Source organism: Aeromonas sp. 600774, from assembly GCF_049175075.1.
In the GTDB taxonomy this organism is placed as follows: domain Bacteria; phylum Pseudomonadota; class Gammaproteobacteria; order Enterobacterales; family Aeromonadaceae; genus Aeromonas; species Aeromonas veronii_A.
In genome coordinates this window covers 170,569-194,795 of the sequence record NZ_JAAKUJ010000010.1, presented here as the reverse complement: position 1 = coordinate 194,795, position 24,227 = coordinate 170,569, and the positions used below count along the sequence as shown (strand labels likewise).

Sequence of the window (24,227 nt, the reverse complement as noted above, 5' to 3'; positions counted from 1 at the left end):
GCATGATTCGTTATTGGTAAAAATAATCGGCTCATCAACACCATGCTAACACTGCAATCAGGGTGAATGCCGGAGTTAATTGATAATGACATTTATTATGGCGCACCACTATATCAACCGGCACGTACCAAAACTATAGTTTAGGGTATGAAGTTTTTTATATAACCCTATGTTTTACGTGAAAATAATAATCTGGCGCTCAATTATAGGTCAGGAAGTATGAAGGGTCTGCCCAACGCGTGACCGTGCGGGCCGCTCAATGAGAGTGCTTTGGCAATGTCCGCCATGGCCGTCCAGCGGTTTTCACACCAGGCTGGCGCCAAAAGAGTCGGACGACGAGCGGAGGCCGAAATCCGGTGATACACCACTTCGGGCGGCGTGTGCTGGATCATGGCAACGGCCGCCTCCACATACTGTTCCAGCGTCAATACCTCAAGGCGCCCCGCCTGCCACGCTTTGCCAAGAGTACTGCCCTCTACTACATGAAGCGGATGCAGCTTGATCCCCTCAACACCGGTCTCAACGATACGATGCAGGGTATCGAGGCTGTCCATTGGCACCTCGCCCGGCAGGCCGACGATCAGATGAGCACATACCTTGATGCCGCGCTGATGGGCACGTCTTACCGCATCCTCATAGGCGGCATAACCGTGGCCGCGGTTGATCCGTTGCAGGGTCTTGTCATTGGCACTTTGCAGCCCGAGCTCCAGCCACACCTCGTAACCCCGGGCCTGATAGCCCGCCAACAGATCCAGCACCGCATCCGGTACGCAATCGGGGCGAGTGCCCACGCAGAGCCCCACCATATCGCTCACCGACAGCGCCTCTTCATACATCCGCTGCAGATATTCGACCTCGGCATAGGTACTGGTATAGGCCTGAAAGTAGGCAAGATAGCGCTTGGCACGGGTGACTTCGTCCCGGCGAGCCAGCAGTTGTTGCACCACGGAGAGTTGCTGAGCCGACTCGTCAGCAAAAGAGGATACATTGCAGAAGGTACAGCCACCGCGGCCCAGGGTGCCGTCACGGTTCGGGCAGGTGAAGGCCCCATGGATGGAGAGTTTGTGGATCTTCTGACCATGACGCTGCTTGAGATCCTGACCGAATGTATTGACGAGTTCGTGTAACTGCATGACACCTCCGCTAAAGGAGCGCCATTGTACGAGCTTGCGCAAAACAGGGGCTGAGCTGGATCAAGCTAGCGGAGAGGGTAAAACATATAAATACCCGACCAATTTTGAATAAATATAGAGAAAAAGCGCAAAAAAAGGATTTTTACAGTTCTTTGACGATTCAAACAGTAAACATCCATATGAAAATGAGACCTGATAACCCACTGTTGAACAATGAGAAATTCAAAGAGACCCGACAGCACACAATTGCAAGCATGGGATATTGAAAATGTGATCCCTTCCGCTGTCGGCCACATCGGGTTGGTAAAATTACTACATTCGCCCATCGTCGCCGAGCACACCATTGAGCCTGTCAATGGCGATATATTTAACCAACAAAATCAAACAACACAGAATAAATGCTTCATAACTGCGAGCGAATCCCCCTAACCCGACATTTTGTTATGCGAATGTAACCATGAAGACAAACCTGACCTGCGATTGACCTCGCCAGAAAATCCCATTAGTTTGGAGATTCGCCACGTCAGGCAGACGGAACCACAAGAGCCAATCGCAATTTATGCAGTCAGGTGATGACTGTGCGATACAAGGCCGAGCAAGGGAGAAATGCAATGTCACTATATGATCCAAAGCTGGAGAGGGATAACTGTGGCTTCGGCCTGTTGGCCCACATGGAAGGGGAAGCCAGCCACAAGCTTGTCCGTCTCGCGATGTCAGCATTGGCTCGCATGCAGCACCGCGGCGGGATCTCCGCCGATGGCAAGACCGGCGATGGTTGCGGTCTGCTGCTGCAAAAACCGGACAGCTTCTTCAGAGCTGTCGCCGAGGAGAAGGGATGGCACCTTGGCCGCAACTATGCGGTCGGCATGCTGTTTCTCAACCCTGACCCCGTATTGGCCCAGCAGACCCGCGACATCATCGACGAAGAGCTGGAAAAAGAGACCCTGAGTCTGGTCGGCTGGCGCAAGGTGCCTGTCGATACCAACGTACTCGGTACCATCGCCAAAGCCTCCCTGCCCAGCATTGAACAGGTCTTTGTCAACGCCCCGCCCGGCTGGGTCGACAAGGATCTCGAGCGCCGGCTCTATATCGTGCGCCGCCGCATCGAAAAGCGCGTCAACGACGACTACTTCTATGTGGTCAGCCTCTCCAATCTGGTCACCGTCTATAAAGGACTGTGCATGCCGGTGGACTTGCCGCGCTTCTATCTGGATCTCGCCGACATCCGTATGCAGGCGGCCATCTGCGTCTTCCACCAGCGTTTCTCCACCAACACCAGCCCGCGCTGGCCGCTGGCGCAGCCGTTTCGCTATCTGGCCCACAACGGCGAGATCAACACCATCGCCGGCAACCGCCAGTGGGCCAAGGCGCGCAGCTACAAGTTTGCCACGCCGCTGATCCCCGATTTGCAGGAAGCGGCCCCCTTCGTCAACACCACCGGCTCTGACTCCTCCAGCCTCGACAACATGCTGGATCTCTTCCTCGCCGGTGGCATGGACCTGTTCCGCGCCATGCGCCTGTTGATCCCGCCTGCATGGCAAAAGCACCCGAACATGGATGACGACCTGCGCGCCTTCTACGACTTCAACTCCATGCACATGGAGCCGTGGGACGGCCCGGCCGGTATCGTCATGACCGACGGTCGCTACGCCACCTGCGCACTTGATCGCAACGGCCTGCGTCCGGCCCGCTACGTCATCACCAAGGACAAGTTCATCACCCTCGCCTCCGAGGTCGGCACCTGGGACTACACCCCGGACGAAGTGCTGGAGAAGGGCCGGGTCGGCCCGGGCGAGCTGTTCGTGGTCGATACCAGCAACGGCAAGGTGTGGACCAGCTTCGAGATCGATGACGACCTCAAGAACCGTCACACCTACAAGCAGTGGATGGATAAACATTGCCGCCGACTGGTCCCCTTCGAGCAGATGGACGACAGCCAGACCGGTAGCCGCGAGTTCTCCGATGAGCAGCTGAAAACCTATCAGAAGCTGTTTGGCTACTCCTTCGAGGAGCTGGATCAGATCATCCGGGTACTGGGTGAGAACGGTCAGGAAGCGGTCGGCTCCATGGGGGATGACACCCCGATGGCGGTGCTCTCCTCCGGTCCGCGCACCCTTTATGACTACTTCCGCCAGATGTTTGCACAGGTGACCAACCCTCCCATCGATCCACTGCGTGAGAACCACGTGATGTCGCTGGCCACCTGTATCGGTCGCGAGCAGAACGTCTTCAACGAGACCTTCGGCCACGCCCACCGGGTGCTGTTCCAGTCACCGATCCTGCTCTACTCCGACTTCCACCAGCTACTGGCACTGGAAGGTGAGTACTACCGTCATCAGGTGATCAGCCTCAACTTCAAGCCCGAAGAGGGGCTGGAAGCGGCCATCTTGCGCATCTGCGAGGAGGCCAAAACCGCTGCCAGGAGTGGCACCGTGCTGCTGGTGCTGTCGGATCGCGATATCAACGCCGACACCCTGCCGATCCCGGCCGCAATGGCGGTGGGCGCGGTACAGCGCACCCTGGTGGACAACAACCTGCGCTGCGACGCCAACATTCTGGTGGAGACCGCAAGCTGCCGCGATCCGCACCACTTCTCGGTGCTGCTGGGCTTTGGCGCGACCGCCATCTACCCCTATCTGGCCTACGAAACCCTGGCCAAACAGGTTGAAGAGGGCGTGCTCACCATGTCCCTGCGCCAGGCCATGGTCAACTACCGCAACGGCATCAACAAGGGGCTCTACAAGGTGATGTCCAAGATGGGCATCAGCACGGTCGCCAGCTACCGCTGCTCCCAGCTGTTTGAAGCAGTGGGTCTGGCCAAGTCGGTGGTCGATACCTGCTTCCGCGGCGTATCGAGCCGTATTCAGGGTGCCGATTTTGCCGACATCCAGCAGGATCAGCACAATCTGGCCCGTCAGGCATGGCTGGTGCGCAAGCCCCTCCCCCATGGCGGCCTGCTCAAGTTCGTCCACGGCGGCGAGTACCACACCTACAACCCGGATGTGGTGCAGACCCTGCAAACCGCGGTGCGCTCCGGCAACTATGCCGATTACAAGGAGTACGCCCGTCTGGTGAACGAGCGCCCGGTTGCCACCCTGCGCGATCTGCTTGCCCTGAAGAAAGTCGACAATCCGGTCGCGCTGGATCAGGTTGAGCCAGCCGACAAGCTGTTCCCCCGCTTCGACTCCGCCGCCATGTCCATCGGTGCCCTCGGCCCTGAGGCCCACGAGGCTCTGGCTGTCGCCATGAACCGCCTCGGCGGTCAGAGCAACTCCGGCGAAGGGGGCGAAGATCCCAAGCGTTTCGGTACCGAGAAGAACTCCCGCATCAAGCAGGTGGCTTCCGGCCGCTTCGGTGTCACCCCCCACTACCTGATGAACGCCGATGTAGTGCAGATCAAGGTGGCTCAAGGCGCCAAGCCCGGCGAAGGGGGCCAGCTGCCCGGTGACAAGGTCACCGCCCAGATCGCCCAGCTGCGTTATTCCGTGCCCGGCGTGACCCTGATCTCGCCGCCGCCGCACCACGACATCTACTCCATCGAGGATCTGGCCCAGCTCATCTTCGACATCAAGCAGATCAACCCGAGCTGTCTGGTGTCGGTGAAACTGGTCTCAGAGCCCGGTGTCGGCACCATCGCCTGCGGCGTGGCCAAGGCCTATGCCGACTTCATCACCATCTCCGGTTATGACGGCGGCACTGGCGCGAGCCCCCTCACCTCGGTCAAATATGCCGGCTCCCCGTGGGAACTGGGTCTGGCTGAAACCCAACAGGCGCTGGTCGCCAACGGTCTGCGCCACAAGGTGCGACTGCAGGTGGATGGCGGCCTCAAGACCGGCCTCGACATCATCAAGGCGGCCATCCTCGGCGCCGAGAGCTTCGGTTTTGGCACCGGCCCCATGGTGGCGCTCGGTTGCAAATACCTGCGGATCTGCCACCTGAACAACTGTGCCACCGGCGTTGCCACTCAGGATGAGAAGCTGCGTCGCGAGCACTTCACCGGCCTGCCGGAGATGGTGATGAACTACTTCAAGTTCATCGCCGAGGAGACCCGCGAACTGATGGCCCAGCTCGGCGTCACCCAGCTGACCGACCTGATTGGCCGCACCGATCTGCTGGAAGCCCTGCCCGGCCTCACCGCTCGTCAGGCCAAGCTGGATCTCTCCGGCATTCTGGCCCGTCCGGTTGCTCCGGCAGGCTCCAGCCTGTTCAGCCAGCAGCACAACCCCACCTTCGACAAGGGGCCGCTCAACCTCAAGATGGTGGAAGATCTGCTGGAAGCGGTGGAAACCTCAAGCGGTGGCGAGTTCCGCTACGACATTCGCAACACCGACCGCTCGGTGGGTGCGCGCCTCTCGGGCGAGATCGTCAAACGTCACGGCAATCAGGGGATGGCGGCGGATCCGGTCAAGGTGCACTTCAACGGCACCGCAGGCCAGAGCTTCGGCGTCTGGAACGCGGGTGGCCTTGAGATGATCCTCACCGGTGACGCCAACGACTACGTGGGCAAGGGGATGACCGGCGGCAAGCTGGTGATCAAGCCCCATGTCGGTGTGGCGTTCAAATCCCATGAAGCGGCCATCATCGGCAACACCTGCCTCTACGGCGCCACCGGCGGCAAACTCTACGCCGCAGGCACTGCCGGCGAGCGTTTCGCGGTGCGCAACTCCGGCGCCCTGGCGGTAGTCGAGGGGATTGGCGACAACGGTTGTGAATACATGACCGGCGGTATCGTCACCGTACTCGGTCAGACCGGCGTCAACTTCGCGGCGGGCATGACCGGCGGCTTTGCCTACGTGCTCGACGAGTGCGGCAACTTCGCCAAGCGCACCAATCCCGAGCTGGTGGAACTGCTGGACGTGGCGGATCTCGCCATCCATCAGGAGCACCTGCGCGGCATCATCACGGCGCACCTCAATGAGACCGGCAGCTCGCGCGCCGAGGAGATCCTGGCCAACTTCGACTCCTATGTGCCCAAGTTCAGGCTGATAAAACCCAAGTCCAGCGACGTGAAATCGCTGCTGGGTCACACCAGCCGTTCCAGTGCAGAACTCAGAATCCAGGCGCAATAAGGAGGGAACCCTATGAGCCAAAACGTATTTCAGTTTATCGATGTCCAGCGGGTCGACCCGCCCAAGAAGCCGCTCAAGATCCGCAAAATCCAGTTTGTGGAGATCTACGAGTCCTTCAATCAGCCGCAGGTACAGATGCAGGCGGATCGCTGCCTCGAGTGCGGCAACCCCTACTGCGAGTGGAAGTGTCCGGTCCACAACTACATCCCCAACTGGCTGAAGCTGGCCAAAGAGGGGCGCATTCTGGAGGCGGTGGAGCTCTCCCACCAGACCAACAGCCTGCCGGAAGTGTGTGGCCGGGTCTGCCCGCAGGATCGCCTCTGTGAGGGCTCCTGCACCCTCAACGATCGCTTCGGCGCGGTGACCATCGGCAACATCGAAAAGTACATCACCGACAAGGCGTTCGAGATGGGCTGGAAGCCCGATCTCTCGAACGTGGTCAAGACCGGCAAGCGGGTCGCCGTCATCGGCGCCGGCCCAGCGGGTCTCGCCTGTGCCGATGTGCTGGCACGCAATGGCGTCACCCCGGTGGTGTTTGACAAGTATCCGGAGATCGGTGGCCTGCTCACTTTCGGTATCCCCTCCTTCAAGCTGGAAAAAGAGGTGATGCAGCGTCGCCGCGAGATCTTCCAGGGAATGGGCGTGGAGTTTCGACTCGAGACCGAAGTGGGCAAGGACATCACCTTCGCCGACCTGCTCGGCGAGTTCGATGCGGTCTTCCTCGGGGTCGGCACCTACAAGTACATGAAGGGCGGCTTTGCCAACGAAGAGGCGCCGGGCGTCTATGACGCCCTGCCCTACCTCATCGCCAACGCCAACCGCTTGCTGGGGTTCGAGAAGGCGCAAGCCGACTACATCGACTTCGCCGGCAAGCAGGTGGTGGTGCTGGGCGGCGGCGATACCGCCATGGACTGTGTGCGGACCGCCATCCGTCAGGGGGCTGACAAGGTGATCTGCGCCTATCGCCGCGACGAGGAGAACATGCCGGGCTCCAAGCGGGAGGTGAAAAACGCCCGCGAAGAGGGGGTTGAATTCATGTTCAACCTGCAGCCGGTGGCGGTCGAGCTGGATGCCAACGGTCGCACCGTCGGCATCAAGGTGGTGAGCACCGAGCTGGGTGAACCCGATGCCAATGGTCGCCGCAATCCGGTGGTCATCGAGGGTTCAGAGCAGGTGCTGGCTGCCGATGCGGTAGTGATGGCGTTTGGCTTCCAACCCAACCCCCAGCCCTGGATGGCGGAGTTCGGCATCGAGCTCGACAACCGGGATCGCATCAAGGCCAGCGAGCAGGCGGAGTATGCCTTCCAGACCAGTAATCCCAAGGTGTTCGCCGGTGGCGATGCGGTACGCGGCTCCGATCTGGTGGTGACCGCCATCTACGAAGGACGCAAGGCGGCCGAAGGGATCATGGACTATCTGGCGGTCTGATCCGACCGGCTACAGCCGTGATGTTCCCTAACAATCAGCCCCGCCAATGCGGGGCTGATTTTCTATGCGCGCTCACCAGCCGCTCATACGCTCCCGGCAACGGTGAAGATAACTGCATGCGCTGGCTTGCGATGGCGGCGACACTGCTCAGCCGCCACGCGAAAAACTCCAACCATTTGAGGCAGAATTTGTGACGCCTATCTGTTACACTTCGCGCCCGCCATTTTCCGGCTCACTCTCTGACTTGATGTCAGGCGCAGCCGTCGGTGGTTACAACCTCCGTCTCGCTCATGCCGAGCTAACCAAGCCAAACACAGCCCAGCTGGAACACAGGAACCCATTATGAGATTTGAATCGTTCGATTTTGCCCCCGAGATTTTGCGTGCTGTCTCAGATTGCGGTTATCAGGAGATGACCCCTGTGCAGCAACAGGCGATCCCGGCCATTCGCCGTGGCCGCGATGTGCTGGCCAGCGCCCAGACAGGTACCGGCAAGACCGCCGCCTTCGCCCTGCCCATCTTGCAGCGTCTGGTAGACAATCCGGCTCCGGTCCAGCCTTCCAACGCCCGGGTGCTGATCCTGACCCCGACCCGCGAGCTGGCGGCTCAGGTGGCGAGCAACATCAATGACTTCGCCAAGTATCTCGATATCACCACCATCACCATCGTCGGCGGTGGCAAGCAGGACGTGCAGGCCAAGAAGCTCAAAGCGGGTGCTCACATCATTGTGGCCACCCCGGGCCGTCTGCTGGAGCACCTCACCGCCTGCAACCTCAGCCTCTCTGGCGTCGAGTGTCTGGTGATGGATGAAGCGGATCGCATCCTCGACATGGGCTTCAGTGCCGATGTGCAGAAGATCCTGCAAGCGGTCAACAAGACCCGTCAAAACCTGCTATTCTCCGCCACCTTCTCCGAGGCGGTGAAGAAGCTGGCCAACCTGATGCTGGACAGACCGCAGATCGTCAGCGTCAACAAGCAGAACTCCACCGCCGACACCGTCAGCCACACCGTCTATCCGGTCGAGCAGAAGCGCAAGCGCGAGCTGCTCTCAGAGCTGATTGGCAAGCAGAACTGGCAGCAGGTGCTGGTGTTCGCCAGTACCCGCGAGAGCTGTGATGTGCTGGTCGAGGAGCTGAACCTCGACGGCATCAAGTCCGCCGTTGTCCATGGCGAGAAGGCCCAGGGCAACCGTCGCCGCGCCCTGCGCGAATTCATGGAAGGCAAGGTACGGGTACTGGTCGCCACCGAAGTGGCCGCCCGTGGTCTGGACATCCCGGACCTGGAATACGTGGTCAACTATGATCTGCCGTTCCTGGCGGAAGATTACGTGCACCGCATCGGTCGTACCGGTCGTGCCGGCAAGCGCGGCATGGCCATCTCCTTCGTCAGCCGTGAAGAGGAGCGCACCCTGCTGGAGATCGAGGCCCTGATCGGCCAGAAGATCCGTCGCATCATGGTGCCGGGCTATGAGGTGAGCAGCCGTGACGAGCTGATCAAACAGCTGCAGGAGCGTCGCCGCTTCGGCAAGCGTCCGCAGCGTGAAGATAACGCCGTGGCCCAGGTGATGGCCGAAGCCAAGCTGCAGGGTCAGCGCCTCAAGCGTCTGGCTGCAGCCAAGAAGCCCCGTCAGCCGAAATAAGGCGGGCAGTTGCTCTATTGAACCGCAAAGGCGCCACTGGCGCCTTTGCCATCTCTGTCATCGGTGTTGACCCCTGGTGGTCAACTCAAGGATTGCTTATGACCTCTCCGACCTACAATCAGGCCCTGCTCGAGATGGCCACTCAAAGCCTGGCCGAACTGGCCCGCACCGCCGAGCAAAAGGCGGGCAAGCGCACTCCGGCGCAAGAGAGCCACTTTCTCTGCACCTGGATGGCCGACTCCCTCAAGGAGAAGCGCTTCTCCCGTCTGGTGATGGAAGATTTGAAAGCTTGGGTGCAGCTTGGCCGCACTCTGGGTGCGGGCGCCGATCTCAAGGGATTGCTGGAGCGCATCGCCTTCCAATACCAGTGCGCCATGACCAATCCGCAGCAACTGGGGGCCAAGCTGGCTGCCCTGCTGGAGGAGCTCTCAGCGGCAGGCTGGCTGGTGCTAACCGAGAGCGAGGTGAACGCCAAGCTGCGCCTGCAATCGGGCGGTCAGGCGAGTCTGGTGGTAAGCCATAACGAATATGCAGGCCATATCGAGGACGGTGAGCTTGTCAAACCCCTCACCCTCTATGTGCGCGGTGACGAGAAGGTGCTGGCCGAGGCGGCCTTCAAGCACGGCCTGCTGCTGAGCCAGGGCAACAAGAAGACCACCCTGGTCAAGCACCACAAGGCCTACCGGCTGATGCCGGACAACGCCCAACCGGCGCTGGCACTGCTGAGCGAGGCTCGCCAAGGCGCCTGATCCCGCCTGTCTTCAGCAATAAAAACGGCAGACCCTTGAGCAGGATCTGCCGTTTTTTATTGTTCGATGTTTGATGATGAGGTTGGGTAGTCGTTTAGCGGATCTTGATGCCAATCTGGCCCGCGTCACACCACTCGAACATCACCTCTTCGCTCTTGCCGCAGCAACTGCCACCACAGACCCGGCTTTCACGCTTGATGACCCGCCCCTTGCGCATCCAGACGCCGAGCATGGCCTCCACCGCATCTTCCGAGGTGTGGAAGTGGCGAGCCAGATCACGCCGGCTCACCTTCTGCTGCGCGGCGAGGTAATCCCCCAGCTCGCGCAGGATCATAAGGTCACCACCTTGCGGGCAACGATGTCACCGTGACGGCGACCGGCCCACCAGAGCAGTACCAGAGAGAGGCCATAGCTGACGATCCAGAACAGGCTCTGCTCCGGGTGAGCTGCGAAGGTCGCCACCTGATAGAAGAGGGTGGCGCACATAAAGGCCATATAGTTGCACCATACCGCCGTCATCAGCGCCCACTGGCGACCGGTTTCCCGCACCAGCGCGCCCATGGCTGCGGCGCAGGGCATGTAGAGCAGCACGAACAAGAGGTAGGCAAAGGCACCGGCCGCCCCGTCGAAGTGGGTCTGCATATTACCGTAGGTGGAAACATCGACCTCCTGCGCTTCGGCGGCAGCTTTCTGGTCGTCGAGGTTGCCAACATCAAGCCCCATGGGGTCGCTCGGGTTGATCTCCGCCAGATTGGCCGCCACGGCATCGATCGCCTCGTGGAAACTGGCCACCAGCGAGAACTCGCTCTCCTCCTCTGCATCGCCACCACCGGCGTAGAGGCTGTTGAGGGTACCGACCACCGCCTCTTTGGCGAAGATACCGGTGACGATACCGACCGTGGCCTGCCAGTTGTCATCGCGTACACCGATGGGGTGCAGCACCGGGGTCACCGCTTGGCTTATCTTGCTCAGGACCGAGCTCTCCTGCTCCTGATGGCCAAAGCTGCCATCGGTACCCAGGGAATTGAGCACGCTCAGCACGGCAACCACCAGTACGATGGTTTTACCGGCACCAAAGACGAAGGATTTGAGCTTCTGCCAGGTCTTGATGGCAACGTTGACCGGACGCGGCCACTCGTAGTCCGGCATCTCCATCAGCATGGAGTCGCTCTTGCCCGGCAGCAGGGTGCTGCGCAGCAACAGGCCGGTGAGCACCGCCACCAGAATGCCGATGAGGTAGAGACCGAACACCAGGTTCTGACCTGACTCTGGGAAGAATGCCACCGCAAACAGGGCGTAAACCGGCAGACGGGCACCGCACGACATGAAGGGGGCCATGGCGGAGGTCATCAGCCGCTCCCGCTCGGAGTTGAGGGTACGGGTCGCCATCACTGAGGGGACGGTACAGCCAAATCCCATCAGCATCGGCACGAACGCCTTGCCTGGCAGGCCGAGGCGGCGCATCAGGGCATCCACCACGAAGGCGGCGCGGGCCAGATAGCCTGAACTCTCCAGCACCGCGAGGAACAGATAGAGGCAGCCAATCACCGGAATAAAGGTGGCCACGGTCTGCAAACCAACGCCAAAGCCGTCTGCCAGAATGGCGCCCAGCCACTCGGGGGCATTGACCAGCCCCAGCAGGTGGTGCACCCCATCGACAAACAGGGCGCCCCCCATGATGTCAAAGAAGTCGATAAAGGCGCTGCCAACGTTGATGGCAAACAGGAACATCAGGTACATGACAAACAGGAAGAAGGGGATGCCAATCCAGCGATTGAGCAGCACCCGATCCAGCCACTCGCTCTGGGCCTCGGTGAGCTTGCCCTTCTGCTGACGAGCCTGTTGTACCCACTGGTGGATATGGCCGTAGCGAATATCCGCCAGTTGCAGGTCAATATCCTGTCCCTGATGGGCACGAGCCACTACATTGGCGGCCGCCGCCTGCTGACCGGGCAGCAGGGTCTCCTGCATCACCGCATCCTCTTCCAGCAGGCGCAGGGCGCGGCCACGGGTAGTGAGGTGATGCGGGGCGAGCAGGGTCTCCAGCTCCGCCAGATCGGTTTCAAGCGCGTGGCCGTAATCGAGCTGCAAGGCGGCTTGCGGCTGACCGATAAACTGGCGGATCTGCTGCTTGAAGGCGGCAACCTGCTTGCTGTTGTGGGCAGAGAGGGCCACCACCGGGCAACCGAGAGATTTGCCGAGCTTGCTCTCGTCGATGACGATGCGACGCTTTTGCAGGATATCCAGCTTGTTGAGCACCACCACCATGGGCAGGCCCAGTTCGCGCAGTTGCAGCGTGAGGTAGAGGGAGCGCTCCAGATTGGCGGCGTCGATGACGTTGAGCAGCAGGTCGGGTTGTTGGCCCTGGGCAAAGCGGCTGGCGATCTGCTCGTCCAGACTACCATCCTGACCCGCCAGGCTATAGATGCCGGGCAGATCCATCAGCTTGAAGTGATGCTCACCCGCGCTGAACTCACCCATCTTCTTGTCGACGGTGACGCCACTCCAGTTGCCTACCTGCTGGCGGGCGCCGGTCAGGGCGTTGAACAGGGAGGTCTTACCGCTATTGGGGTTACCTACCGTTACCAGGGAATAATTCATACCAGCTCTACCTCTATTTTCTTCTGAACCCGCCGCGTGCGAGTGGCAAGCTGCTTTGCAGGTTCGACTTCTTGTCTCTGAACCGCTCCCGGTGACGTTTCTTGACCGGAGCGGCAGCCGAACAGGGGGTTATACCGGCTCGACTTCTATTTGCTGGGCCAGACTCTTTTGCATGGAGAGACAGATCCCCTGGCACTGGATCTGGAGCGGGTCCCCCAGGGGGGCGGAGCGCAGATAAATGACTTCAGTCTGGGGCAACAGGCCCATCACCATCAGTTTGCGGCGCAGCGGCCGGGCGAGCTGATTCATATTCTTGATGCGAGCACTCTGTCCCGGTGACAACTGCGTGAGTACCATGACTGACTCCTGAAGTTAAACAATAATAATTCGCTTTTACTTGGGGCATTATAAGCTGTGTCTTCAACTTTTATTTGAGTAAAATCAAACTCCGCTTAGCTAACCCATAAAGTATTGCCATGAGTCACGACAACAACAGCCGCCTCGTTTACAGCACAGATGGCGGCATGATCAAGGAGCAGAGCGCTCCCCAATCCGCCTCCCCCTTCCCCACCGACGGCACCGTGCGCATTCGCCGCGAGACCAAGGGGCGCAAGGGCGCCGGGGTGATCACCATTCATGGCATACCCGCCGATCAGCAAAAATCCCTGGCTACCCTGCTCAAGAAAAAGTGCGGCACCGGAGGCGGTATCAAAGAGGGCGTTATCGAGATCCAGGGGGATAAACGGGACCTGATCAAAACCGAGCTGGAAAAAGCCGGTTTCAGCGTCAAGCTGGTGGGTGGCTGATCCCCTTGTCACTCATGCGGTTTTTCCCTAGAATGCCCGCTCCCATCGAGGGGGAGTAGTCTCGCACACCGGTGCCATCCATTGCATGAATACCGGTTTGCGACCCTGATCAACATACTTGGTGCCAAATCACCATGGTCAGGGTGATCCATGCCAGCCATGGATTTGACAAGACCTTTGACGGGCCAGTGCCAATACCGGGGACGGATGGCGCAGGCTTGTCTTTGGTTTATAACAATTCCGTCCCCCGGTCATTTTTATGGAAGCCTTGTTAACCTCAACCCTCAGCGTCGCTATTGCAGAAATCGGCGATAAAACCCAGCTGTTGGCGTTGCTGCTCATCTGCCGTTTTCGCAAGCCCTGGCCCATCATCGCCGGCATGCTGGCGGCTACTTTGCTCAACCATGCGGGCGCCGCCTGGATTGGTGAGTTCATCAGCCGCTGGCTCGATCCCAAGATAATGACCTGGCTGGTCGCCATCGCCTTTATTGCCATGGCTATCTGGATTTTGGTGCCGGACAAGATGGATGACGAGGAGAGCTCGCTGGATAAATACGGCCCCTTTATGGCCACCTTCGTGCTCTTCTTCATCGCCGAGATTGGCGACAAGACCCAGATTGCCACCGTGCTGCTGGCCGCCAAGTATGACTCGCTGGTGCAGGTCATTACCGGGACGACCCTCGGCATGATGCTGGCCAACGTGCCTGTGGTGCTGATCGGCAAGCTGGGGGCGGACAAGCTGCCACTCAAGGGGATCCGCATAGCCTGCGCCATCCTCTTCGTCGGCCTCGGAGTGAGCACCCTGATCTTCGCCTGATGGCCCGAATCCGATGACCAAGCCCTCCCCTATGGAGGGCTTTTTTGTTTGTTACGTAACCCGCTGTCGCAACCCCCAGCCGCAGAGCCAAGGAGCAGTGCACGGTTGCGGGGGCCTCATGTCATAATGGGGCAAACCTCGTGGAGCCACCCATGCACAACGTATCAAGAGAGACGCTACTCGAATGGGTCAAACAGGGACGACTGGCACCAGCGCAACTGGCCGCCGCCCGAGCCCTCGCCGATCTTCCCCCCAATCCGGCACGCTGGCAGTGGCTGTTTGACCGGCTGCTGCTCTGGCTCGGCGCCCTCTGCATCGGGGCTGGACTGGTCTTCTTCGTCGCCTTCAACTGGCATGAGTTGGGTCGGGTCTCCCGCCTCGCCCTGCTGGAGGCGCCGCTGCTCGCCATGCTGCTTCTGCTGTGGCGCAAGCCCCTTGGGGATACCCCCCGTCAGGCGCTACTGCTCGCTATCGCCCTCAATATCGGCGCTCTGCTGGCGCTGGTGGGTCAAACCTACCAAACCGGTGCTGATCCCTGGCAGCTGTTCGCCACCTGGGCGCTGATGTTGGTACCGCTGGCGGCATTTGGCCAAAGCCCTCTGCTCTGGACCTTAAGCTGGCTGCTCGGCCAGCTGGCGCTGGTGCTCTACTGGCGGCTCGGCCTGTTTACGTTCTTCTTTACCTTCGATGAAGAGGGATTGGGCTGGTGCCTTACCCTGCTCAATGCCGCCCTCTGGGGTCTGCTTCTGCTGGCGCCAACCCGCTGGCGCCTGATGCCAAGCTGGCTGGCGGGTCTGGCCGCGGGTCTGGGAGCCACTCTGCTCACACTGCTGGCGCTGTTTGATGCCGCTTCCCCGCTGGTGTGGCCGCTCTGGCTTGGCTGGCTCGCCGCGGCCTATGCCCTCTGGCATCACAGATTTATCGCCGGACTCGCCATGGGGTGCCTCAGCCTGATTGCCATCATCCTCGCCGCCCTTGGCAAATGGATGGAGCCCGATATCAACGGCTTCTTGCTGCTTAGCCTGATCGCCATCGGCCTTTCCGTCACTGCAGCCCGCTGGTTGCAACAACAACGGAGGTTACATGAGTAATCTGACCCTTTGGCACGCGCTACAACAGGCCAATATGGTGGACGGGGAGATGCCCCGCGACACCCAACCTCACTGGTCGAGCCGTTTTATGCTGGGGCTGGTGGGGTGGATTGCCGCCCTGTTCTTGCTCTTTTTTCTCTTTGTGACCTTCGAGCAGCTGACCCGCGAGGCCAACAGCGCCCTGCTGCTGGGGTCCGTATTGCTGGTGGTGGCCTACGCCCTCAATCGCAGCCAACGCGGCGATCTCTGGGATCAGTTCGTGCTGGCCCTCACCCTGGCGGCCGATGCCTGGCTGCTCTATGGCCTGATCGATCAGATTGACTATCATCACACCCTGCTCTGGTTCGGGCTTGCCCTGCTCTCGCTCGCCATTGCCGTGCTGTTCGATCACTGGCTGGTGCGGCTGTTTCACAGCGTGGCGGCGGCCCTGCTGCTTACCCTTGGTCTCGCCTGCCTCGGGCTGCAACTGCTGGCGCTGCCGCTGGTGATGACCGCCATCACTTTCTGCTGGCTGCGGGCAGATAGGGATCCAGAGCGCCACCAGCTCTATCACTCCATCACGCTGGGGCTCGCCCTCTCCCTGCTGGTGCTGGGCCGCCTGCACCACCCGCTGTGGGATGGAGGCAGCAGCGTGCTGGACGAACTGGGGCTATCGCGCCTGCCGCTCTGGCTCAATCCCCTGCTCTGCGCCGCCCTGCTGCTGGCGGTGATGGTGAAGCTGAGGCTCCCTCTGCTGTTTGGCCTGCCACTAGTGCTGATCAGCGCCATCATCCCCGGCATGGGAGCGGGCGCACTGGTGCTGATCCTCGGGTTTTATGCCGGCAGTCTGGGGCTGATGACACTCTCGGCCCTGCTGCTGCTCGGCTATGGCTCGCTCTATTACTACGATCTTGGGCTCACCCTGATGACCAAATCCTGGCTGCTGCTGGGCTCCGGCATCCTGCTGCTGGGGGCCCGCCAGCTGCTCACCACCTTCGCGGCAAGGAGCGACTCATGAAACCCGTCACCCGACAGCTCGCCCTGTTGCTGAGCGGCCTCGCCATCCTGGCGGGCATCAATGCCACCGTCTGGCGCTATGAGCACGCCATGAGCAGCGGCGAAGTGGTGCTGCTGCGGCTCGCCCCGGTCGATCCTCGCTCACTGATGCAGGGGGATTACATGCGGCTCAACTATGAAATTGCCCGCGAGCTGACCAGCCGCGACGCCAGAGCTACTCAAAACAAGGGCAGCGATACCCTGGTGATCCGCCTCGATGCCCATCAGGTGGCCAGTCTGGTGGCCGATGGCAAACCGGATCGGCTCGCCAGCGATGAGCGGCTATTGCAGGTGCACCAGAGCGAGCGGCAGTGGCAGATCGGCCCCGATGCCTACTTCTTTGAAGAGGGGTCGGGAGAGCAGTACGAAGCGGCCCGCTACGGCGAGTTCCGGCTGCAAGCGGATGGCAAGACCCTGCTGGTGGGGCTGCGGGATGAGGCCTACCAGCCCATCGGGCAGATCCGCGCCCGCTGGTAACGGCCGTGAGTGGCTATTTACTCTGTTGATGGTCACACTCAAGAGAAGGTTGATCGCTAAGGATGTTCCCAATGAGGATATGGCTGATCTGTCATCTATTGCTGCTCTGCTTAGCCTCGACGGCACGAGCTGATCTGGGCAAGCTCGAGTATCTCACCGAAGAGTACCCCCCCTACAACTTCAGCGATCAGCAAGGCCAGCCCACCGGCCTTGCGGTCGATTTGCTGCAGATGATCTGGCAACACAGCGGCGTGACACCCCAGCCGGTGCGCATCCTGCCCTGGGCTCGAGGTTATTACTTGCTAACCCAGAAGCCCAATGTGGTGCTCTTCTCCACCGCCCGTACCCAGTCGCGGGAAAATCTCTTTAAGTGGGTGTGCCCCATCGGCTACTCGGAGTACATACTGCTGGGCCGCAAAGCACAGAACATCACCCTGACCACCTTTGATCAGATGAGTCAGTACAAGATCAGCGCGGTGCGTTCGGATGCCGCCGAACAGCTGCTGCTCAACAACGGCATGGATGACAACAACATCATCCCGGCCAACCGCCTCTCCCAGGGGTTGAAGATGCTGCTCTCCGGCCGCGCCGACCTGCTAGCCACCAGCAAGCTGGCGGGATATGACGCCATCCGCGAATTGAAGCTCAACAGCGGCGACTTCAACGTGGCTATGGTGCTGAGTGCCGAACAGCTCTGCTATGCCTTCAGCCGTCAGGTGCCCGACAGCGAGATCTCCCTCTTTCAGCAGGCCCTGACCCGCGCCCTCGCCTCGGAGGAGTTTCGGAAATTGCAGACCAAATATCTGCCGATACACTGATCTTTCATCCGATGGCGAGGATTGAGCATTTTTACCGTACGATCGCTACCTGTCAGGGGGCTGGCTATTGTGCACTCGAGTCGTCACACTGTTTGGCATCGTCGATATATAGTGAAGGGTCTCACCCATGAGAACATGGCATCTCTCCCACATCTTGCTGCTCCTGTGGACCAGTTTTGCATGGGCAGGCCTGGATTCTCTCGAATACAAGACAGAAATATCCCCGCCTTTTAACTTCAGTGACGCACAGGGTCAGCCCACCGGCCTTGCCGTCGAACTGCTGCGGATGACCTGGCAATACAGCAATACGCCTCCCCAACCAATACGAATCCTGCCGTGGGCCAGAGGCTATCAAGAGTTGAACAGCAAGCACAATGTCGTGCTGTTTGCCACCGCCCGGACACCGGAGCGGGAGGTGCTTTTCAAGTGGGCTTGTCCCATCGACAACTCGGACTTTGTACTGCTTGGCCGCGCCGCTGACAAATTGAACCTTTCCTCCATCGAGCAAATAAAAAATTTCAAGATTGCGGTGGTACGCTCGACCGTGTCGAATCAGCTGTTGCGGGAAAGGGGTCTGGATGAGAGCAACCTTGTCGAGGCCAACCGTCTCAGCCAGGCAGCCAAAATGCTCGCATCGGGCCGCACCCATCTCTTTGCCACCAACAAGCTGGTCGGCTACCAAACCCTCAAGAACCTCAATCTGGATCTTAAGGACTTCAATGTGGCCTTCATCCTCGATAGCAAGCCACTCTGCTACGCCTTTAGCCGTCAGGTGCCAGACCGGGATATCGACAGATTTCAACAAGCTCTGGATAGAGCACGGGCATCACCTCAATTTTTGCAACTGCAAGCCAAATACCTGGCGCTGCAGCCAACACATGGGCCGGGATAGCCACGACCGCCCGCGTTTTTTGCCAAACATGCTCTGTTGCCTTGGCGAAATCGGCCAGCTTGGTCACACTTGAGCATGATATTCCCTTGATCAGGACGGCAAAAATGAAACCATGGATTGGATTAGCCGGGGCGCTGCTGGCCACTCTCGCACAGGCGAGTCCTGAACTCGGCAAACTGCACTACATCACCGAAGAGTACAAACCCTACAACTACGTCGATGCCAGCGGCTCCCCCACCGGCCTCGCGGTCGAGCTGCTGCAACTGGTATGGAAAAAGACCAATACGCCGCCGCAGCCCATCACCATCATGCCATGGGCGCGCGGTTACTACCTGCTGACCCAAAAACCCAATGCAGTACTCTTCTCCACCGCTCGCACCCAGGCGCGGGATCCCCTGTTCAAATGGGCCTGTCCCATCGGTTACGCCGAAATCGTGCTCGTAGGGTTGGCCGAGCGCAATATCACCATCTCCAAACTCGATGATGCCAAAGCGTTCAATATCGGAGCTGTGCGGGCTGATGTGGGAGAACAGTTGCTACTCAACAACGGCTTTGATGAGACCAAGCTGATGGCCGCCAATCGGCTGGCACAAGCGCTGAAGATGCTCACCTCAGGTCGGATCGATCTGGTCTCCACGAACAAAACCACCATGGAACAGCTGATCGCGGAGCAAAAGCTTGATCCTGCACGATTCAAAGAACAATGGGTACTGAGCTCAGAGCAGTTCTGCTTCGCTTTCAGCCATCCGGTGAGCGACGAGCTGGTCAAAGAGTTCCAGACCGGTTTGACCCAGGTACTGGCGAGCAGTGAGTACCCGCTGCTGCACAGCAAATATTTCCCGGCGCCCGCCCCTGCGGCAGCCAAAAGTGAAGCAGCCAACACGACATCGGCTAACAGCGCCCCCACCAGCACAGCCAACTAGCAGCCCTCACCTTTTAACACCGCCAATACAGAGGGGCCCGATATGGGCCCCTCTGGCTTTGTGGCTCACTGTACTCAAGCGCGCACGACTTGTACGTTCTTGTCGAGCACTCTCCTTTGGCTATTCACCTTGGGTTGCCCACATTGAGTTACTCGTACAGACCTTTGCGTTCAACCACGCACCAGCGCCGCGGCGGCCACCTTGTGACGAGCGATGAGACCCTCGACATCCAGTCCCTCGATGGCGCCATCCACAACCCGCCACTTGCCACCCACCATCACCCGATCGGCACGCTCGGCGCCGCACAAAATGATTGCTGCAATGGGATCGTGACAGCCACTAAAGCGCAGATCGTCGAGCTTGAACAGCGCCAGATCCGCCTGCTTGCCGGGCAGCAGCTCGCCGAGATCGTCGCGCCCGAGCAGCCGTGCCGAGCCTACGGTCGCCCACTCCAGCACTTTGCGTGGGGTGATGCGCTCGGCGCCGTAACGCAGTCGCTGCAGATAGAGCGCCTGACGAGCTTCTTGCATCAGGTTCGAGGCATCGTTGGAGGCCGAGCCATCCACTCCGAGCCCCACCGGCGCACCGGCCGCTTCGAGATCCAGGGTCGGGCAGATACCGGAGGCGAGCCGCATATTGGAGACGGGACAATGACACACCCCGGTGCCTGCCGCCCCCAGCCGCGCAATCTCGTCCGGATTGAAGTGGATGCCGTGGGCCAGCCAGGTGCGATCGCCAAGCCAACCCACCTTTTCGAGATAATCGACGGTGCGCAGGCCAAAGCGTTCAAGGCAAAACGCCTCCTCATCCAGCGTCTCCGCCAGATGGGTGTGCAGCCGCACATCGAACTCGGCCGCGAGCCTGGCGCTCTCCACCATGATCTCTTCGGTGACCGAGAAGGGGGAGCATGGAGCCAGCGCAATCTGGATCTGCGCCCCGGCGCCGCGCTCGTGGTACTGGCGCACCAGCCGCAGGCTGTCATCGAGGATCTGCTGCTGCCCCTGCACCGTGTGGCGTGGTGGCAACCCCCCCTCATCTTCGCCAAGGCTCATGGAGCCGCGAGTCAGCGTGGCGCGCATGCCCAGCTCACGCACCGCCGCCACCTGAATATCGATGGACTCCTCCATCCCGCGCGGGAAGAGGTAGTGGTGATCCGCGGCCGTGGTGCAGCCCGAGAGCAGCAGCTCCGCCATCGCCACCTTGCTCGCCAGCGCCAGCCCATCCGGCGTCAATCTTGCCCACACCGGATAGAGGGTCTTGAGCCAGGGGAAAAGCGGCTGATTGACCACCGGCCCCCAGGCACGGGTCAGGGTCTGGTAGAAGTGGTGGTGGGTATTGATAAGGCCCGGCAGCACTACATGGTCACGGGCATCGAACAGCTGCTCGCAAGGCCGGGCAGGCTGCTGGCCTGCCGCCAGCACCTCGCTAATCAGACCGTTTTCAATCACCAGTCCGCCGCGGCCATCGACCGTTTCGCGGGTAAAGGTGGCAAGGGGGTTTTTGATCCAGATACGGGTAGCGGACATGGCCGACTCCTCCATCAGTGACACATAGGGGTGAGCCAGCTCAGTTATACCCTGTCTGCTGATCCAGAGGCGGCGCAGTACCGCAGTGGCTCCAGTCTATCCAGCGGCAGCAAAAAATCTGTGATCACCTTATAAAATCAAGGGGATAGCTACTCTGCTTACGGCATAGATGCATCAATTGCAATCAGCGACCAGGCATGAGCCGCAGACATAAAAAAGGGGAGCCTGGCTCCCCTTACAAGATGGGCTGCATTAAAACTTGTAAATCCAGGAGATAGCGGTGAAGTAACCGTTATAGTTCTGGTTCACATGACCCATGCTGTACTCCTCACCGGTATAGAGGTAATCCACGTCATGGTAGAACTCGTAGCGCATATCCCAGCGCAGCGACTGCTTCTCGTCGAGCTGATAAAGGGCGTAACCTTCCAGACGATGCTGTTTACTGGTCAGATCGGGGTAGTCATAACCCTTGCTGGCATCTGTCTGGCCACGGCCATAGGAGAAGCTGTAATCCACCCCCAGTTCCAGCGCCAAATCAAACGCCTTCTTCTGGCTTAGTCCCACTCCCAGAGTAGTGATTTGGTCACGCACCCGGGTCGAATAGGGCTGCCAGTCCGGGGCACCGGTGTAGGCATGGTTCTGGCTTGAGGTGATCCACTGTACGTTGCTGAAGAGATGGCCACTGAGGTTCTCATCAAACTGCTGGTTAAGGGTCAGATCGATACCATAGTCCTCCCCTTCACTGAGTCCGATGTCAGGCTCCGGATAGTTGGCCCGTGCCCACCACCCTTCCAGCGAGGAGCTTAACTGCTCGCTGAAGGCATACTGCAGATCGCCACGCAGCTCGAACCTGTCACGATTGGCCAGATAGAACTGACGCAAGGTCGGGCTGACATTGGTATTGTTATTCTTCCACTCAGAGCCATCCCGGGTGCTCCAGGAGAGTTTACCCCCCAGTTGCAGATCACCCACCGGGCGATAGCGACTCTTGAGGAACAATGTCTGCTCATCCGTCTTGCGACGATCCGCGTACTCCCGTTCATCGGCACGATACTGGTAACCCCCGGTTACCTTGACCGATCGACTCAGGCGGTAATCCGCTTCCAGATTGGCTTTACTGTGAGAACGATCCCCCGGCTGCCGTTGTTTGCCAATCACTACCTGCTTGTCCGAGTTGTCCTGCCGATCCCGGTATTCGCCCCCGGCACGCAGAGTCAAATCCCGGCCAAAACGCCCCACCCATTTGGCATTGGTCTGGATGGTATCGATCTCGCCATGGAAATCGCTCTGGGTGATCGGCACCTGCCGGAAGGCGGCTAGATAGCCATCCGACGTTGCTCGACTGCTGAGAATGCGACCGCTCAGACTCTGCCGGTTCCAGTTGTACTGGCCGGACAAACTGACCTGATGGAAGCTGTTGTCGGGTTCGTAAGCCCGCTCATTGGCATAGGGGTCGCTGGCCGAACCGAAATAGAATGCGGTCTCCTCGTTGCGATAGAGTGAGCCGTTGTAGGCCAGATCAACCAGCCAGCCTTCACCCAGGTAGCTGATGCCACTCTTGACCAGGGTGGTGGTGCTGCCATCGACCAGCTTGGGTACAAAGCCCGGCGTACTGCCTATCCCCGGGATGCTGGACTGATAAGTGGCCAGCGTTGCCTCTTTTTTCTCATAAGAGAAATCGGCATAAGGGCGCCATGGGCTCTTGGGGGTATAGGCAAGCCCCATGGTCAGCTTCTTGCGGACCACCTCCTTGTCAAATTCGGCCAGCGCACCAGCCGCCATCGGCGCATCATCAGAGCGATAGACACTCTTGCCATGGCTGTTCCAGTAAAAGGGGGTTTCGGAGTAGCCAATTTTGGCGCGCGCGCCATCATAGAACCCTTGCTCCAGTGACATGCTGAAACGGCGCATTCCCAGATCCCTGGCCTCGAGTGCGCCGTAACGGGATCCCTCTCCCCGATACTGCAGGTCAGCGTTAAAGATCCCCAGCATGCCGGTATCGTTGGCGGCGGGCACCCAGTTGCGAAAACGGGTCGCGCCATCATCGTTGATGTAGCCTGTCCCCAGCCCCACCTCACCAAACCAGCCACTCTCGCTTTCACAGGATGCGCAGCGCCAGCGTGCGGTTTTGGCCTCCCTGGCCGATTGCAGGGAGTAATCCTCGACAGCCAGCGGCTCCTCGGTGGCATGGGCCGAGAAGATGGTCAGCAAGGAGAGCCAAAGTGTTGAATGTTTCATGACTTCTCTCCTCAACGTCGCAGGGACTGCCCATTCGGATGGTTGGTCCCGTGGATCTGGTTATGACAGTTCAGGCAACTGCCGCCGCGCACCTTGAGATCCCCCTCGGGGATGGACACGTTGGCATGGGGGGCACTGTGACACTCCTGACACAGCTGGGGCACGCGCTTGTTGAGCAGCGCCTGATTGATGGAACCGTGGGGGCTGTGGCATAGAGAGCAATCCTCGGTCACCGGTTCGTGCTCCCACAGGAAGGGGCCCCGCTTCTCGGCATGGCACTCGTAACAGCTCTCGTTGACGGTTGGCTGTTTCAGGCTGGCCTCATTTTGTGACTGATGCGGGTTGTGGCAGCTGGAGCAGGGCATTTCGCCATTCAGGATGGGATGACTGGTGCGCTTGTGCAGATCCGATTTCTCTGCGGCATGGCAGCTGGTGCAGGTCTCGACCTGTTTCTTGCTGTCCATCACCGGATCCTTGGCCTGGTGCAATGTGTGGCAGCTGGTACAGGAGAGATCCTCGACCGCATGAACACTGGCATGCCAGCCCATCCGGTTGGTATCGGTATGACAGGAGAGACAGACACTGTTCTGCTTCTCGACCGGCACAGGTGAATCGGGACCAAAGGTGATCATCGGCTCCCGTTTCTCTCCTTTGCGAGGATTGCGCGTGTGGTTGCCTGCCGGACCATGACAAGCTTCACACTGCCGGTCGGCCATGGGGCCATTCTGGTTGCCCAGATTGCCGTGCACACTGTGGAATATGCCGGTCGCGGGTTTACGTGAATCTGAATCGTGGCACTTGAGGCAGGTATCAGCTCCCTTCGGGGAGTATTTTCCCTGGTCAAATTTCTTGTCCAGAGCCGATTCAATCTGGAGTCGCGGATCTGCATCGCCAGCGGGTTGCGCGGCATCGCTCTTGGCCCAGGCTGACAGGCAGCTCAGGGCCAATATGCCAGCCAATAACCACTGCGAGATGGTCTTTTTCAT

The 24,227-nt window shown here is 59.7% G+C and carries 19 protein-coding genes; 12 read left to right on the top strand and 7 right to left on the bottom strand.

Annotated elements, in window-relative coordinates; all coding sequences use genetic code 11:
- Positions 1–203: 203 nt before the first annotated feature.
- Positions 204–1,133: a TIGR01212 family radical SAM protein gene (locus G5171_RS12925; RefSeq protein WP_421260289.1), complete on the bottom strand. Its 930-nt coding sequence runs from the start codon at positions 1,131–1,133 to the stop codon at positions 204–206.
- Between the two features lie 611 nt (positions 1,134–1,744).
- Here G5171_RS12925 and gltB point away from each other — a divergent pair.
- The 4 genes from gltB to G5171_RS12905 all read left to right on the top strand — a co-directional run bounded on the left by gltB (position 1,745) and on the right by G5171_RS12905 (position 10,017).
- Positions 1,745–6,202: a glutamate synthase large subunit gene (gene gltB, locus G5171_RS12920; protein ID WP_421223885.1), complete on the top strand. Its 4,458-nt coding sequence runs from the start codon at positions 1,745–1,747 to the stop codon at positions 6,200–6,202.
- A gap of 12 nt (positions 6,203–6,214) precedes the next feature.
- Positions 6,215–7,630, top strand: a complete 1,416-nt coding sequence (locus G5171_RS12915; protein WP_005350977.1) for an FAD-dependent oxidoreductase — start codon at positions 6,215–6,217, stop codon at positions 7,628–7,630.
- Between the two features lie 342 nt (positions 7,631–7,972).
- Entirely contained in the window at positions 7,973–9,268 is a 1,296-nt protein-coding gene (locus G5171_RS12910) for a DEAD/DEAH box helicase (protein ID WP_245130713.1), read from the top strand.
- A gap of 98 nt (positions 9,269–9,366) precedes the next feature.
- Positions 9,367–10,017 carry a DUF2913 family protein gene (locus G5171_RS12905; protein WP_257700383.1) on the top strand — a complete coding sequence of 217 codons (651 nt, stop codon included), beginning with the start codon at positions 9,367–9,369 and terminating at the stop codon, positions 10,015–10,017.
- Positions 10,018–10,111: 94 nt separating this feature from the next.
- Here G5171_RS12905 and G5171_RS12900 read toward each other — a convergent pair whose 3' ends face one another.
- The 3 genes from G5171_RS12900 to G5171_RS12890 form a co-directional block, all read right to left on the bottom strand.
- Complete coding sequence (locus G5171_RS12900; protein ID WP_005350974.1) at positions 10,112–10,351, bottom strand: FeoC-like transcriptional regulator; 240 nt, start codon at positions 10,349–10,351, stop codon at positions 10,112–10,114.
- The gene (gene feoB, locus G5171_RS12895; protein WP_201954633.1) at positions 10,348–12,618 is read right to left on the bottom strand and encodes a Fe(2+) transporter permease subunit FeoB; all 2,271 of its coding nucleotides are present in this window, start codon (positions 12,616–12,618) and stop codon (positions 10,348–10,350) included. The genes G5171_RS12900 and feoB overlap by 4 nt, the downstream gene beginning before the upstream one ends.
- Before the next feature lie 129 nt (positions 12,619–12,747).
- Complete coding sequence (locus G5171_RS12890) at positions 12,748–12,975, bottom strand: FeoA family protein (RefSeq protein WP_005337384.1); 228 nt, start codon at positions 12,973–12,975, stop codon at positions 12,748–12,750.
- Between the two features lie 119 nt (positions 12,976–13,094).
- Here G5171_RS12890 and G5171_RS12885 point away from each other — a divergent pair, with 119 nt between their 5' ends.
- The 8 genes from G5171_RS12885 to G5171_RS12850 all read left to right on the top strand — a co-directional run bounded on the left by G5171_RS12885 (position 13,095) and on the right by G5171_RS12850 (position 19,477).
- Positions 13,095–13,424, top strand: coding sequence for a translation initiation factor (locus G5171_RS12885; RefSeq protein ID WP_108612541.1), 330 nt, complete (start codon positions 13,095–13,097; stop codon positions 13,422–13,424).
- 259 nt (positions 13,425–13,683) lie between these two features.
- Positions 13,684–14,241: a TMEM165/GDT1 family protein gene (locus G5171_RS12880; RefSeq protein ID WP_005337386.1), complete on the top strand. Its 558-nt coding sequence runs from the start codon at positions 13,684–13,686 to the stop codon at positions 14,239–14,241.
- Between the two features lie 152 nt (positions 14,242–14,393).
- Entirely contained in the window at positions 14,394–15,332 is a 939-nt protein-coding gene (locus tag G5171_RS12875) for a DUF2157 domain-containing protein (protein ID WP_421251565.1), read from the top strand.
- Positions 15,325–16,329 (top strand): DUF4401 domain-containing protein, encoded by a 1,005-nt coding sequence (locus G5171_RS12870; RefSeq protein WP_421251566.1) that lies wholly within the window; start codon positions 15,325–15,327, stop codon positions 16,327–16,329. The genes G5171_RS12875 and G5171_RS12870 overlap by 8 nt, the downstream gene beginning before the upstream one ends.
- Positions 16,326–16,844 (top strand): GDYXXLXY domain-containing protein, encoded by a 519-nt coding sequence (locus tag G5171_RS12865; RefSeq protein WP_337072728.1) that lies wholly within the window; start codon positions 16,326–16,328, stop codon positions 16,842–16,844. Before G5171_RS12870 ends, G5171_RS12865 begins: the two co-directional genes overlap by 4 nt.
- Before the next feature lie 71 nt (positions 16,845–16,915).
- Positions 16,916–17,662, top strand: coding sequence for a substrate-binding periplasmic protein (locus G5171_RS12860; RefSeq protein WP_337072729.1), 747 nt, complete (start codon positions 16,916–16,918; stop codon positions 17,660–17,662).
- 127 nt (positions 17,663–17,789) lie between these two features.
- Positions 17,790–18,554 (top strand): substrate-binding periplasmic protein, encoded by a 765-nt coding sequence (locus G5171_RS12855; RefSeq protein ID WP_216978497.1) that lies wholly within the window; start codon positions 17,790–17,792, stop codon positions 18,552–18,554.
- Between the two features lie 104 nt (positions 18,555–18,658).
- The gene (locus tag G5171_RS12850) at positions 18,659–19,477 is read left to right on the top strand and encodes a substrate-binding periplasmic protein (protein ID WP_421251567.1); all 819 of its coding nucleotides are present in this window, start codon (positions 18,659–18,661) and stop codon (positions 19,475–19,477) included.
- A 170-nt stretch (positions 19,478–19,647) separates the two neighbouring features.
- Here G5171_RS12850 and G5171_RS12845 read toward each other — a convergent pair whose 3' ends face one another.
- From G5171_RS12845 to G5171_RS12835, 3 genes are all read right to left on the bottom strand, one after another.
- The gene (locus tag G5171_RS12845; RefSeq protein ID WP_337072731.1) at positions 19,648–21,003 is read right to left on the bottom strand and encodes an 8-oxoguanine deaminase; all 1,356 of its coding nucleotides are present in this window, start codon (positions 21,001–21,003) and stop codon (positions 19,648–19,650) included.
- 252 nt (positions 21,004–21,255) lie between these two features.
- Positions 21,256–23,241, bottom strand: coding sequence for an MtrB/PioB family decaheme-associated outer membrane protein (locus G5171_RS12840; protein WP_421260288.1), 1,986 nt, complete (start codon positions 23,239–23,241; stop codon positions 21,256–21,258).
- Between the two features lie 11 nt (positions 23,242–23,252).
- Positions 23,253–24,227, bottom strand: a complete 975-nt coding sequence (locus G5171_RS12835; protein WP_005346795.1) for a DmsE family decaheme c-type cytochrome — start codon at positions 24,225–24,227, stop codon at positions 23,253–23,255.